Annotated in this window: 12 protein-coding genes; 9 read left to right on the top strand and 3 right to left on the bottom strand. The window is 47.8% G+C overall.

Annotated features, from left to right (window positions below; translation table 11 throughout):
- Positions 1 to 174: 174 nt before the first annotated feature.
- The 7 genes from COW20_15865 to COW20_15895 all read left to right on the top strand — a co-directional run bounded on the left by COW20_15865 (position 175) and on the right by COW20_15895 (position 9,601).
- A complete protein-coding gene (locus COW20_15865) occupies positions 175 to 1,452 on the top strand; it encodes a hypothetical protein (GenBank protein ID PIW46397.1) in 1,278 nt (425 codons plus the stop codon).
- Positions 1,452 to 1,931 (top strand): hypothetical protein, encoded by a 480-nt coding sequence (locus COW20_15870; protein PIW46398.1) that lies wholly within the window; start codon positions 1,452 to 1,454, stop codon positions 1,929 to 1,931. The genes COW20_15865 and COW20_15870 overlap by 1 nt, the downstream gene beginning before the upstream one ends.
- Positions 1,915 to 2,781: a hypothetical protein gene (locus tag COW20_15875; protein ID PIW46399.1), complete on the top strand. Its 867-nt coding sequence runs from the start codon at positions 1,915 to 1,917 to the stop codon at positions 2,779 to 2,781. Before COW20_15870 ends, COW20_15875 begins: the two co-directional genes overlap by 17 nt.
- Positions 2,781 to 5,726 carry a hypothetical protein gene (locus tag COW20_15880; GenBank protein PIW46400.1) on the top strand — a complete coding sequence of 982 codons (2,946 nt, stop codon included), beginning with the start codon at positions 2,781 to 2,783 and terminating at the stop codon, positions 5,724 to 5,726. The genes COW20_15875 and COW20_15880 overlap by 1 nt, the downstream gene beginning before the upstream one ends.
- A gap of 76 nt (positions 5,727 to 5,802) precedes the next feature.
- Complete coding sequence (locus COW20_15885) at positions 5,803 to 6,849, top strand: hypothetical protein (protein PIW46401.1); 1,047 nt, start codon at positions 5,803 to 5,805, stop codon at positions 6,847 to 6,849.
- Positions 6,846 to 8,474, top strand: a complete 1,629-nt coding sequence (locus COW20_15890) for a hypothetical protein (protein PIW46402.1) — start codon at positions 6,846 to 6,848, stop codon at positions 8,472 to 8,474. Before COW20_15885 ends, COW20_15890 begins: the two co-directional genes overlap by 4 nt.
- Before the next feature lie 77 nt (positions 8,475 to 8,551).
- Positions 8,552 to 9,601, top strand: a complete 1,050-nt coding sequence (locus tag COW20_15895) for a hypothetical protein (protein PIW46403.1) — start codon at positions 8,552 to 8,554, stop codon at positions 9,599 to 9,601.
- A 39-nt stretch (positions 9,602 to 9,640) separates the two neighbouring features.
- Here the strand turns inward: COW20_15895 and COW20_15900 are convergent, their stop codons facing one another.
- Both COW20_15900 and COW20_15905 read right to left on the bottom strand, forming a co-directional pair.
- Entirely contained in the window at positions 9,641 to 10,450 is an 810-nt protein-coding gene (locus COW20_15900; GenBank protein ID PIW46404.1) for a class I SAM-dependent methyltransferase, read from the bottom strand.
- A gap of 1 nt (position 10,451) precedes the next feature.
- Positions 10,452 to 11,402, bottom strand: a complete 951-nt coding sequence (locus tag COW20_15905) for a hypothetical protein (GenBank protein ID PIW46405.1) — start codon at positions 11,400 to 11,402, stop codon at positions 10,452 to 10,454.
- 132 nt (positions 11,403 to 11,534) lie between these two features.
- Between COW20_15905 and COW20_15910 the strand changes: the two genes are divergently transcribed.
- Together COW20_15910 and COW20_15915 are read left to right on the top strand one after the other, a co-directional pair.
- Positions 11,535 to 12,155: a hypothetical protein gene (locus COW20_15910; protein ID PIW46406.1), complete on the top strand. Its 621-nt coding sequence runs from the start codon at positions 11,535 to 11,537 to the stop codon at positions 12,153 to 12,155.
- The gene (locus COW20_15915) at positions 12,156 to 12,707 is read left to right on the top strand and encodes an N-acetyltransferase (protein PIW46407.1); all 552 of its coding nucleotides are present in this window, start codon (positions 12,156 to 12,158) and stop codon (positions 12,705 to 12,707) included.
- A 2-nt stretch (positions 12,708 to 12,709) separates the two neighbouring features.
- On the opposite strand, the gene COW20_15920 is transcribed toward COW20_15915, so the two are convergent.
- The gene (locus COW20_15920) at positions 12,710 to 13,657 is read right to left on the bottom strand and encodes a hypothetical protein (protein PIW46408.1); all 948 of its coding nucleotides are present in this window, start codon (positions 13,655 to 13,657) and stop codon (positions 12,710 to 12,712) included.
- Positions 13,658 to 13,869 lie beyond the last annotated feature (212 nt).

Below are 13,869 nucleotides of genomic sequence, written 5' to 3' on the forward strand. Positions count from 1 at the left end.
TTGCCTTGCTTGGGCTTGAAAGCTTTGTTCAAGGCGTTAATTGCCCCCTTGGTTCAAAAAATGGAGCTTGAGTTAAGTAAAGCTTGAGCCATCCTTATTCTTTCCTTAAATTTTGTCACGGCATGGCCTTTTCACGATCCCCTATAATAAAGAACATGGAGAGGTGTGTCGACCATGCGTTTAGAGCAAAGTTATTTTGTTGAGGAAGATTATTACGATGTCTTGCTCATTCGGCCTGAAGCAACGCAGCTTGAGGTCAAAGAAGCTTTTGAGCATTTATCTAAGGGCTTGAATCTCACCGAGCCAAATCTTGCTTTGCGCGTCATGGCTGCTGAAAAAATGTTGGTTTTGACCCAGGCCTATGAAGTACTCAGTGATCCCATTCAACGCAGCCATTATGATTTGCGCCACCTGGGCCGAAAAAATCTTCCGGTCAGCGATCAGGTCGATGGTTTGTTTCGTGAAGCTGTCAAAGCTTATAAACAACATCAACTTGAGATGGCTCTGCGCTTTTTTAAAGAAATTTCTTTGCTTTATCCACATCGCCCTTTGTACCGTGTGCATTTGGCCATCTCCTATGCCGAAAAAAATTGGATGACTTTTGCCGAAGCAGAGTTAGAAACCGCTTTGCGTCTTGACCCCGATTTTACTTTTGCCAAAGAAACTGTCGCGCATCTTTTGTTTCAACTGCCTGATAAAACCGTCAAATCGCATAACAATCAGCTTAACCGCGAAGTGGCGCTGCTGGCTGCGGGTTTTGTGGGGCTGGGCTTTTTATTGCTCTCAGGGGTTCCGCAAAAGTTTTTGGGCGGCGTAGTTGGGAAAGTCCAACAGGCCACCGAGGAGATCATGGATCCCATGAAAAAGGCCGCGCGGAAAGCGGGTAAAAATGGGGCGAATAACGATGTCTCCAGCCAATTACCCCAGGATATGGTACAGGAGCTTGAAGCAAAAAATGCTCAAAAATCCAGTCAGGTCAATATTCCTGAGTTGGGGCCTGATTTTAAACCCGAGGGTCAGACCTATGACTATCGCAAACAAAAGGCCAAGGCCAAGACCTTTTACCCTGAACAGGGCATTGTGGTGGTCACCTACGAAGATGGCAGTATTTTGACTTATCGCCCGGCTGAATTGCAGGGTTGGCAAAATGATCCCGAGACCAAACAGGCTGTGATGGTGACCCGCCAGAATGAATTGATTCCCGCACCCGCCAGTCTGCCTCTGAAACTGCCCGATGGGTCGGATGCCAATCTCAAAGCTCCTGATTTTCCAAGTCAGCTTTTTCCTGAATATGAAACAGAAAAATCTTCCTCGATTGGCAAGCCCATTGCTCCCAATTCAGTCATAACACCTCCGCCTGCTCAAGCAACGGGACAAGCAAATCCAACGGGTACATCAACCGCTTCTCAAGGGGGGAATCCTTATACCCCCTATGCAGGCGCAGGGAGATAATGCCCATGCGCAAGAAGCAGGAGCAAGGGTTTGGCCTTGTAGAGGTCATGGTCTCTGCTGTCCTGCTGGCCTTGGGGATTCTATTGATCAGTCCCATGTTGGGGCTGGGTTTTCGTTCCACCCACCAAACCAAAGAAAAAGCGGGAGCGATTCAGGCGGGGCAGCGGATTGTTGAACAAATTCGTGACCGGGGCTTTGCGGCTGCTTCCAGTATCGTGACACCCAGCAGCACCACAGCTTATGTGGCCGATGACGTCAATGGCCAGAAATTATATGTGCGAGCCGATGGGAAGGTCTTAACCCAGCCTGAGCCACGCGCCAAGCTCTTACAGGTACAGCGGATCTATTCCTTTGATGATGGCGGAACGATCAATTTGACAGATGATAAAATTCAGGTCACCGTAAAAATTACCTGGCCAGGTGGCGGAAGCCAAAATGTAACCATGGGGGTCACACTGGTTCGTGAAGGCGTACAATAAGACTCCTTTCTATCAGCATGTTCAGCAGGGTTTTACCCTGATCGAGGCTTTGGTTGCTTTGACGATCGGTTTAACCTTGCTTTCGATTCTGATTGGCTTTTTACTGAATACCTCTAAGAATATTCAATTGGGCCAAGAACAGGCACGCAGTACTTCTGTTGCACAATTGGCGTTATCACGGATCACCAAAGAAATCAAAGGTTCTTCGATTGAAGCTCCCTCTTTGTTTGCCTTAACCCCTAATTGGCCCCAATTGCCAGCTTTGCCCTATACGGCTGTGGAGGTCTACCCTTACCCGACCACTGCCGGTACCCTCACCGATCCAACGGTTCCTGCGGCCCGAAAGTTTTTTTCTCAAGCTACCCCCAGTGATATTTACCATAAGTGGTATCCCAACAGTGCAGATGAAAGCAATTCGCTTGTTTATTATGCTGTACCTGCACCAGGTGTGGGCAATACGGCCACTGTAGAAAGAATTTCCTATCGTTTGGATACGGCAAATCCAGCCAATTATAAACTGGTGCGTGAAGTTCAAAGACCGATCATCGCTTCCAGTTTTAATTTTCAAAGTTCGCCTGCGCCGATCCGTTCGGTTTTGGCGGAAAGAGTTCAGTTACTGCAATTTACTTACCCTGAGTTTGAACGCGCGATGCAGGCCCAGGGGGCAGCATTGGATACGCTGCTCACGAATATTCAGACCAATCAAGGCAATGCCGCCTTGATCAGTTATATTAACAGCCGTTACCGGCAGGTAATTGGGATTCGGTTGATCATTGGGGGGTCTCCTTTGAACGCTACCAGTTTTCGCAAAGGCATAGAGTTGACGACAGAAGTGAGGTTACGCAGCTGATGAAGAAGTATCGCAGCGAGCGCGGGGTCTCGATTCCCCCCGTTCTCATGGTCATAGGTATTTTGGTCGTTCTGTCCGTTACTTTTTTAGCCGTGGTCAGATTTCAGGTGCAACGCACGGGCTATGAACAGGCTACGATTACGGCAGGCTATGTTGCTGAGATTGGTTTTCAGCAATTGCGGGCCGAACTGGCCGCTGCCAATGGAGATTGGACCCAAATCAATGGCGTGGTCAGTGCCTGTCAAACCACAGATCCCTTCTATACACGCTGCCAGCGTTTGCCCAGTACCAACAGCTACGCTGCTTTTCGCCCCGTTCGTGAAAATCCTTTGGATGTAAATTCTCGCATTATTGGGGTTTACGAAGCTGCGATTGAAACCGGTGAAAAACGGGCAATATTCAGCAATAAAACCCTGACAGGAGCCACTGTAGGTTTTGTGCCGAACAGTGTCAGCAGCTCTGAAAAAAAGGGCTATGATATTTATGGCAATCAACTCTGTGATGCCGATGCCGGAGGCTGCCCTGGGCGCTTTATGGGCGTGAAGGTCACGGCCTGGCTGACCGATTCTCAGGGCAAATTATTGCCCAAAGGTCGCAGTCAGAGCGTTTATGGTGTTTTGCAGCTCAATTCTGGGAATTTGGATCCAGGCCCTTCGGGGTATTTATTGGAGTCTGACCAGCCGATTATTATTGACCAAAATACAGCCTGGAATTTTATCAGCAAGCAATTTGACGAGGTCGGTGCTTTTTATGGCCCGCTTCACACCAATCAAAGGTTTAAATTCCGCTGGGAAAGCATCGATACTGAGACTCCCACACGCGGTGGGGTGCCCAATGCTTCTGATATGTTGACCTATGCCCGTCCTTATCCCGGGGTTTTACAGGTTGATACGGGTTTACAAGGGCTGTTTGTGAATGTCTATAATCCGGGTACTGATTTTGTCTATTTTCCCTGGAGCATGTTTTACCAGATTCAATGGAGCCCTGCTGGGCCAGAACCTGCCGCTGGCAGCACCTATACCGTTGAATACAATAATAACCCTGGCCCTGGTACTTCGACCTATACCGTCACCAAAGGGGCCCTGAATGGGAGTGATCCCGTGCCTGGCCCCACTGAGAATGGCATTGTTCAGATTCGTCAGGGAGCTACGGTCTATAATGTGGGCACCAGTTACCAGCTGAGAACAGACGGTTTTATCGTCTGGTCAGTTCCCGATGGCATGGGCGGCTGGTTGGTAGGTGGCAGTGAGCCCAGCTCAGGTAATTCCTACCGGGTCAGATATATAGCCCATACCCCGATTCGGGTCTTTGACAAGATGAACTATGCGGGTGCAATACCGCAGTTTCAATACGAGCATGAGCACGCAATGGGATCGAGTTGGCCGCTGTATCAATCGGGGCATGCCCATACCAATATTGCTGGGGTTAACCTTTCTGCCAATTCAACCACTGTGGGGGCTGACCCTGGCTATGTTGGTGCGTCTTGGCTTCATCGGCACTATATAACCGATGATCTGATCAATCTTATTAATCCTGATTTTCTTTGGTTTGCAAATTCAGCCTATTCGCCACAAAGTGCAACTAGTCACTATACTCCACTTTTGCGTCCCAGTTCCGATCTCACGAATTATAAAAATCAACTGGAGCAGTTGAATAAATACCTGCAACTCAGTTTGGGCTTTTCTATGCCGAGAAACCCTGATGAATCTTTAAACCCCACCACCTTGCCCGCGTCTTCGGATTATCTTTATGGCTATTTGGTGGGAACCAATGTGGATAACCATTTGGTCTATAATTTGCCCGCCATCGACAGCGATGACAAAATTGTCGATTTTCGTTCTGTTTATTTTGGCAGGGACTTAAAATATTCTGCCGGCAGTCAAATTGGAGCCGATGTGGTCTTAACTCAACCCTCGGCTCAGCCTGCCGACAAACGTTACTATGCCTGGATTTGGGTCAATGACAATGCCCATTCTTCTGACTATATGAAAGTGGCTGATTCCCAGGTTTCATCGGATTACCGCATGTACCGCTATGTTCTGATTCCTGAAAGCAAGGTGGTGGTGGTTCGCGACGCGGTGGTTTTGATTGGCAACCGCGAACCCAATGGCGGTTCCGGTGCCTGTCCAACCTTAAAAGCAGACTGTCTGCCGCTTTTGAATGGGAATGCTCCGGGCCGTGCCACTATTATCGATGGTCAATTGACCCTACTTTCCTTTACCACTTCACCTCCAGGGCCAGGTTTGGATTATAAATATTCCAAAGGCGATATTGTCGTGGTGGGCGATGTCCGCTACCGCAATGCTTTTTATACGCAGTACAATTCGGGTTCTGCCAAAATGGAAGTCCGTCAGTTGGATCCTCAACCCGGTGTGGGGCATAACCATTTAACAACGACCAGTATTACAGATGGTCAGACAAAGTGGATTACCAATATTGATGGCACACGTGCACGGGATACGAATGGAGCCTTTGTTGGAAATTTATGTGGTTTGGGTTTATTCGCAACCCATGATGTAAAAATTTCGGTCACAGGACTGATGCCGGATCCCTCCCCAGATAGTTCACCAGACAGCACAGATGATCGCTTGATTCTTCATGGCCAACTTGTGGCCGGTAATCGCGTAGCGGTTCATGCGAAAGACACATCAGGAAATGAATTGCTGAATGACCCTGATGCTCAGTATTATGATGATATTTGGAAAAACAGAAATTCGTTTACCGATAGGCTCGAATTCTTTGGCACCATCTACAGTTTTGAAAAAACTGCATTTACCTCCTATTTTAAATTGCTCAGAAATTATTTTTACGATCGCTCCTTGTATATGAACCCCTTGATCGGAGCTCCTGCTTATCCCAAAACTGCAGGGGATTATCGCGATCAAGCCGTTTTTAATAATTACCCCAGTTTGGTACAAGGATCCTGGAAAATGGGCGCTCGATGAATTCAGTTCAAATATTCGGTGTTTTTTTGAAATTGCGTGTGTTCTAATAAGGTAAACCCTGTCTCTCGGAGGACCTATGAAGCGTTTGCATCCTGGCTTTTTGGCGACGATACTGTCATTGAGCGCAATGGGCTGTAGCCCCACTGTGCCCGGCAGTTTTACACTGAAACCCGAAATGAGTGTTTCTCAGATCCACAATTTTGGTTTTCGTATCCAGTCAGGATTTCAAATAGCGGCGAGTTCAGGGGAACAGGCGCAGCTAGAAACTACACGTCAAACCTTTGAGGCGGATCTGCGTTCCGGTAACCTTGAAAGTTATCGTCAGGCAAAGCATTTTTCGATTCAGCTTTTGGCGGGGTCTGAGGGCAATTATTTCGTAAGCCCCGATATCTTGCAGGCGCTTACACAGAAAGTTTTGGCAACCTTGGTGGTTGTTTTACCGAACGATCAATTTTCTGTGTTTAAAGGAGAATTTGAAAATCAACGTTTCTATTTTGCTGATCCTGCTCAGCAACTCAGTCTGGATACTTCTACCAAGGCTTATCTGCTGACAGCCAATGCTGATTTTACAATTCAGACCACTTTGGGTGAAATTTTGCCACAAGCAGCAGACAATTCGACGCCTGTGGTTGAAGCCTCCCCCAGTGCGATGCCTGTTCAAACCGAACCCCTTGCTCAGCCTGCGAGTGAGCAAAGCGCTGCCGAATTTTCAGAGTCAGATGAACATCATGAAGATGAATCTGAGTCAGATGAACATCATGAAGATGATTTTGACTTTGACAGTGAAAGCTTCGAATATTCAAGATTCAATCCAGAATATAGGATGAATCCGGCTTTTGGGCCTGCTCCTGTGCGAATGGAATTTAAGCCTGGATTTAATTCCAGAGTGGGAGTCCCTCTTCCCCCCTATCTTTCGCGTGCCCAGCAGCGTCCCGTGAATCTTCAATACGCTCAAGCCCCGATGTTTATGTTTGATCGAAACGGTGAGAAGATCGCTGTGCGTGTTGGAGATCGGGAAAATTTTCAAAAACCTTTCCCTGCTCAGGCGCCGCGTATTCGTGTGGAACGCGCGCCAGCGACCCGTTGGAATGAAACTCATCTTTTGCCTGGTTCGCGGCCATGAAACCCTCGCTTAGCACCTGGGAACAAGCCAATATTCAGCGTGCCAAAGGGATTTTAAGAAGACTTTGGGAAGCCAGTGGTATTCAACAGAAAGCTTTGTTGAAAGCTCTGGAAGAACGTGGGATTCCCCTGAAAAAAACCACACTTTCGATGTGGTTGACGGTTAATGGGAATTTTATCAGACCCAAACAAGAAGCGCTTCAGCCTCTGGTTGAAATGTTTACCCCTGATTTACAGGCCGAACAGAGACAAGAAATTCTCGACGAACTGGAAGCGCTTCTGGGGTATGGCAGCACGGTTCTTGAAACCTCAGAAATGTTGAGAAACCGTCTTTCGATTCAGTTGGATGAATCCATGCGTAAAACGCTGGATACCCAAGAAGCGCATCTGCGTGACCATGTGGATCACCTTGAAGCGATCCTGACTGAAATCGAACCCCGTCTTTTTGAATACCATAAAGGGGCGCCAGTGGTGCGAGTTCAGGCTGAGGAGAAACATTTAATCAAAGATTTACTCGGCATAGATTCTTTGCAGCAGGCACGACAATATAAAATCAAGGGCGGCGATTATGAAATTCCCTTGACCCGTGTGCAATCCCTAGATACCGTCACCCGCTTGGTCAATTCCATGAATGAGGGTATCCGCGTTCTGCGGGCCTATATTGAGCGAAAACTGCTTCAGGAGGGGGCTCTGGAACTGGATACCTATCCGCGTGTCGAAGATTTCGTCAGTTATGCCTGGGAAATTGCCGATCGATTGCTCTACCATAACCGTCTTTGTCGGAGTGTGCCTGCTTTGCGCAGAACGCTTCTGCGCATGATGGCGACGTGTTGGGGGGTTAGGTATTTGATGCAGGGTCAGGAAGGCCCCGTCAGTTCTGTTGAGTTTCAAAATATACTCCAGCTGAAGGGGTTGTCAAATCCCGCTGAGGTTGCTTGCCCTGTGGCGGTCTTTATGGGCTTGCTGGCTCGGCAGATGTTAAAACTTTACCGGGGTCAAACGGTTCATAAGGGCTTGAATTTAGCCTTGCAGGCCCGTGAAATGCTGCAGACCCATTTGCCTGCGCTTCCGACTGAGCAGGAAGTTTTCTATTACAAGAAAGAATTGGCAAATCTTTGTTATGATACGGCCTCACTGCTCTTGTGGCATCGTGAACGCATTCCTTCACTGGATGCCTCGTTTCAGTCTTTAATGCAAGACGCTTTTCGGGCCTATACTGAAGTCTTGAGTACCGTGAATCTCTTTCATGCCGGTTTAAGTGAACAGCGCGCCAATCACTTGCGTTGTTTTAATTTGATCAGCTTGTGTTGGACCCAACCTGATCTGATGTTCTGTATGTGTGAGATCAATAAGCTCAGTCCAGGCATGCAACTCAATGAAAGTTATTGGACGCTGCAATTGGCTCGTGCCGTTGCCTGTTCTGTTTTGGCCTACAGGGCAGATCAGAAAACCCAGTCAGAAACTTTTAAAGAAGCAGCCTCCAGATTTGTACTTCAAGCGGCTTTGGTGCCTGGTTTAGAGCAGGCTTTGCGTACTGAGTTGCGTGAGGATTTTATTTTACATAAAACCCTGGGCCCCAACTTTTTGGGAGGCAGTCCAACTTTATCAGAGGTAATTGGTTTTTGAGGTGTTTTAATCAGAGTATCCGGAGCACAGGTTCCGGCCAGACTGTTCCTGATTTGAAAACTAAGGAGATATATTAAATGAAAATGAACCGCCAATCTTTGTCTGCTCTGGGTTTGACCACCAGTCTGCTTTTGTCTGGCTGTACTGTAGATGCACAGTTGGCTTCTCAATTGCTGAGTTCTTTGCAGACTGCTGCCAAGTCCAGTAAAACTGTTACGGGAAGTGCTTCCGTATCTGCCTCTCTTTCAAGTGGCATTGCGACAGCCGATGACAATGTGATTGAAGTATCCCCCGACCAACAGGTCATGACACGTGCCTTGCAGGTGGCCTGTGGGGGGCTTGGTATGAAAATTGCTTCAGTGGATGAAAGTGAAACTGAAGATACTGAATCCAGTGATGAATCCAGCTCTGAAACCTCCAGCAACTCTGAGTCGTCCGCGACAGAAAGTTCAACTGAAGGCACAGCATCAGACTCCAACAGCACTGAATCCACAGAGACCACAAGTTCTGAAACCACAAGTTCAGAGACTACCGAAACGACCACAAGCTCTGAAACCACCGAAACGACCACAACAGAACAGGCTTTGTCTGACGCTGATACCGTTCAGCCGGTTGTGATTGCCCCTCCTGATCCCACTGCTGCACCAGGCCAACCCGCTTCGCGCGCTCGTCAGATTAAGCTGAATGCCAATTTGCAGTTTGAATTGCGCCAGATGGGCAGAATGAAAGGTTCTGAGCGGAACCGTCGTTTTTCTGAAATTCAGCAACATTATCCAGAAATGCGCAATACAGCGCCTGTTCCTGTCAGAGTAAGAGGTCAGGCTACACGCCAGGCTCCTTCTGTTCAAATTATATTTGTGCAAATGCCCGGAATGTCCTATGGTGGTCAAATGGAACCCCATCATGGGGAAATGAACTTTAGACCCATGCCTGCACAAAGCCGGGTGCAAATGCCAGCCGGTCGCCAGGGAATTGGCTTTCAGCCAGCCAAAGGGCCTGCCTTTGGACAAGCTGGAAATATCGGTGTATCAGGCCGCGCTCTGCTGGAAGGCTTGGGCAATTTGCCCTGTCAGGCTCCTCAGAATGACGACGATACTGATACCACCAGCGATACCAGCAGCAACTAAAATCTGCTGAGATAAAATAGGCCTGGGTTTACCCCAGGCCTATAATTTTGTTAGCACACTGCCTCCCATTTTGTCGCTGAGCCATTTCCAGCGAAGCAGGGAGCGGGTCAGGGGTGAAAGCGAGCTGTGCAGGCGGGGAATGAGACTTAAATGTGTACCTAAACTGAGATCTCCTGCTATTTCAAGCTCCATTTCCTTGCAGAACTGTGAAATGCTGGCTGTTCCCCAATAAATAGGGCTTTCAGTCTGTTCTGCTGCGTTTTGCGCTGATTTTAAATGCATGCTTCCAATCACGTCAAAGGCGAAATACGCACCTGGAAATTTCTGTTTGAGAGAAAAGATCAAGGTTTTTACCCTTTCCAGGGGAAAATACATCAAAAGCCCCTCTGCGATAATCAGCAGCTCCTGGGGATTTTGATTCTGAAGATAGTCAAACCAATCATTTTCAAAGGCCGAGGCCACAATATGCCAATGATTGGCTTGGGAGGGGAATCCCAGTGAGGCGCGTAGCTCAATAATCTCTGGTAAATCCAGGTCATACCAATTTCCTTGACTGGGCGAGATGCGGGCAAAGCGCGTTGAAAAACCACAGCCCAACTCTAAGAGTCCTGGGTTTTTATGCTTTTGAAAATGTGTTTTCACCAGACGATCCAGAATCAGCGTGCGCAGGACAATTGCTTTTTGAAGAATTTGAGAATATTGAGCTTCCAAGGCTTCATCAAAAAGCCAGGCAATTTTAGGATACCATTCAGCGGCCAAAGCATCCTGTAAGAGCGCTTTGTCTTTTTGGTTCTCCTCGGCCTTGGCTCTCAGGGCCCACAGGCTTGTTGCTGGAACCCCAGAAAGCATTTCAATGGATACTCAAATCAGCGCCAGCCAAGACCCTGACGGCATCTTGGGCAGAAAAAATACCTTTGACCAGATCCCCTTTGGTGACCACCACTCTGCGGATATGGTTTTGCATCATGATCTGACAGGCCTCTTTGACTGTGGTGGAGGGGGCCACCGTAATGACATCGCGATGCATGTATTTGCGCACGGGCTCCTCTAAAATCGCCAAAGCCTGTTGTTCAAGAATTTCTCCGCTGGTATTGGCGTAGGTGGAGAGGGCTTTTTGCTTGAACATTTGATTCACAATATCCGTTAAAGTGACGATACCAATCAGGCCTCGGTGGGTATTGATCACCGGAACCCCTGTAATTCCTTTGCGGTTGCAAAGACTGGCGACCTGTTCGATCGATGTAGACTCCAAAACACAGACCACTCGGCGTGTCATCACATCAGAAACCCGCAATTGCCCATCGGGGTTGCTCAGTTCTTCGTCGTCTTCGGTGACATAAGCTTTTTTCTCTTCATCGGGAATCGGATGATTGACAATCGAAAGATACCGTTGAAGATTCATATAGAGAGGATCATGTCCACCAGGGGTCGATATATTTACCATATCCGATTCATATGCTTTCTGAAATTGCTGATCTGGGCGAGTGGGCTTGGGAGCCGGGGCGGAGGGCTGTTGATTCGCTGACTGATGGGCCTGTTCCTGAGCCAAACGCCGATCGCGCAGGCGTTCACTGAAGGTTCTCCATTGTGTCAAAGGATCAAGGGTCGAGACGACTCCAGAAATCGGGGCCATTCCGCTGACAGAAGGTGCTCTGCCAACTGGAGAAATCGGGGGTTCTGCTGTATCATCATCGGCACGAAAAACAGGAAATTGATCCTTGATATTATAGGTGCCAACTATATTCTTTTCATACATTGCAAACCCACGTGCCTCCTGTACCACCGAACCTGACTTGATCATAACATGAAAATCCAGACATGAGAGGCGCACTGGAAAGGGGGAAAAACCAAGAAAAAATCATTTGCAATTTTTTCAATTCCTGGTTTTAATTGAGAAGGATAGGTACTTTGCTGGGGACAGGGGCTGATAGTTTTGATCGTTCTTACGCGTTTTGTTGAGATTTTATTGCGGTTTTACCGTACTGTATTGGCTTGGTTGGCCAACTTTATTCGTTTGGCCATGGCCTTGGCCTCGGTTTTGATTGGCATTGGGCTGGTGATGCTTTTTATGCAATTGCAACAAAATCCTGATTTTTTAGTGCCCAGCAGACCTTTATTGGCCCGCTTACAGCTCTTGCCCTTTTTAGAAAAATTTGAAAAATTAAGTGCCAAGGTAACGCATTCTGCGCGCGTCACGGTTTTGGCTGATAATATGCACCGCATGCAGAAAATGCTGGAAACCTATCCCGTGACTGGGGGAAATTACCCTGATACTGTGAGTATGTTGTATCAGGATGCTGCAAAAGACAATTACTGGTGGGGTTTCAGAAATCCTTTTGATGAGCATCTGATCAAGGATTACCGGGAGTGGATGGCCGATTATCAGGATTACCAGTTTCAGCAGGCCAAGGAGTCCTTTCGCGGCAAGGTACTCTACGAGCCCATTGGCGTACCGGCCTATGGCTATCGCATTTATGCCTGCGATGATCTCGGTCAATTGATCACCCACCAGGATGGCAGTCCGTATATTTTAACCAACCGTCCGGAGCTTTAAATGATAAAAAAGCCTTTGCCTGTGCATTTGCTGGGAAACCGCATTGAATTGCGCCGACACAAGCTCAATTTGGCATCCAAAATGTTTCAGGCTGTCGATCAGGACCGAGAGCGCCTGCGCCAGTTTTTGCCTTGGGTCGATGCGATTCAGTCTGAAGCCGATGAACGCGCCTATATCCGCTCGACCCAGGCTGCTTGGAAAGCCTGTACGCTATTTGATTATGGGATTTTCCTAAAAGATTCTGGAGTTTATCTGGGAAATCTCGGGGTTCACCATCTGGCATGGGCGCATGAACGCTGTGAATTGGGCTATTGGATGATCGGGGCTTTTGAAGGGCAGGGCTATATGACGGAAGCCGTTCAAGTTCTCGAAAAGCAATTGTTTGAATCGGGATTCAACCGGATTGAAATTCGCTGTTCTACACTCAACCATCGTTCTGCAGGGGTGCCTGAACGTCTGGGTTATTCTCTTGAAGGAAAACTCAGACGTGAAGCGATGGAAATGGGAGCCTGGCGGGATACCTTTATTTATGCCAAATTAAAGGATGATTGAGCTTACGGGATTTTAAACAAGACCCCCTGTTTAAATTGCCAAAGATGCAAAGGAGAGGCTTCTTTGGCAAATTTCATTAAAATCTCCTTGCGGGTCAGGTCAAGCGGTTCACCAATATGAATACTTTCGCTCTCATGCGGGTTTGAAACTGAGCAGGCAGAGCCCAAATGGTTTTGCAAGACTTCTGCCTGATCGAGACAGGAAAGGTATTGATTGAGATAATCCGTATCGATGGTACTGGCTTCTTGCATTTGCGGAGGGGTGGGTTGGTGCATGTAGAGGGGATGCATATGTAAACAATGGGCCATCACCCCTTGGGGGCTTTGAACATAAAAATGTGAGGGCCAATTGGTAAATTCTTCAGCGTCTAAAAAACAGGCTTGTTCATGCGGGTGAAGGGTTTTGAGGATGAGCTGTGCAAGCCGTTGGGAATCCATTTCCAGGGACAGACTCTTTCGAAAGGGTTTTGAAGCCTGATTGAAACTTTCAAAGCGAACCCGGGGGCTGGGATAAACCAATAAACGCAAACCGGCCTGAATCCGGTGCGCCAAATAGGCCAATAAACCATTCGAGAGCACCATGTCTGCCATCAAGGGCAAGACACTGCAATTTTCCTTGTGTGCGTCTTGAAAAGCCAGGGTTTGAAGAATATGGGCGTAAATGTATTTGTCTTGAAACCAAAAATTTTTGGAAGCCCAATCTTTGAGATCCTCAAGCTCAAAGATCACCATATCCACAGCACAAAGGCTTCGGATCGCATCCAATACTTTTGAGTTTTCAATCTGCAGGGCGTCTTCTTCACTGGTGAACAGGCGTAGACGGGTTGACTCAGAAAAAGGCCAGGACGGCAGGTTTCCCCCTGCCAAAAGGGAGGGCAATAGGAAATCCAATAAGGTCTGGCGATAAAATTCTCCCCAGACAGGCACTACGATATGAAAATGGGAGGGCATGAAATTGAAGTCGCTGATTGGGTTTAGATTTTGAATCTTCTTTGTTGTACATTATAGTAGGCGCTGGCTATTATGCCAATCTTGGTATCCTCTTGAGAAAAAGGCGTGTTCAGTCTTGCTGAATTGAGTGGGCGTAAATCCAGGGCATGCTTTGCCTGTGTTACAATGACAGTGCCTCTGAGCGCACTATATCAGAGTATTACTGAGTTTTA

It is taken from the genome of bacterium (Candidatus Blackallbacteria) CG13_big_fil_rev_8_21_14_2_50_49_14 (assembly GCA_002783405.1).
Taxonomy (GTDB): domain Bacteria; phylum Cyanobacteriota; class Sericytochromatia; order UBA7694; family UBA7694.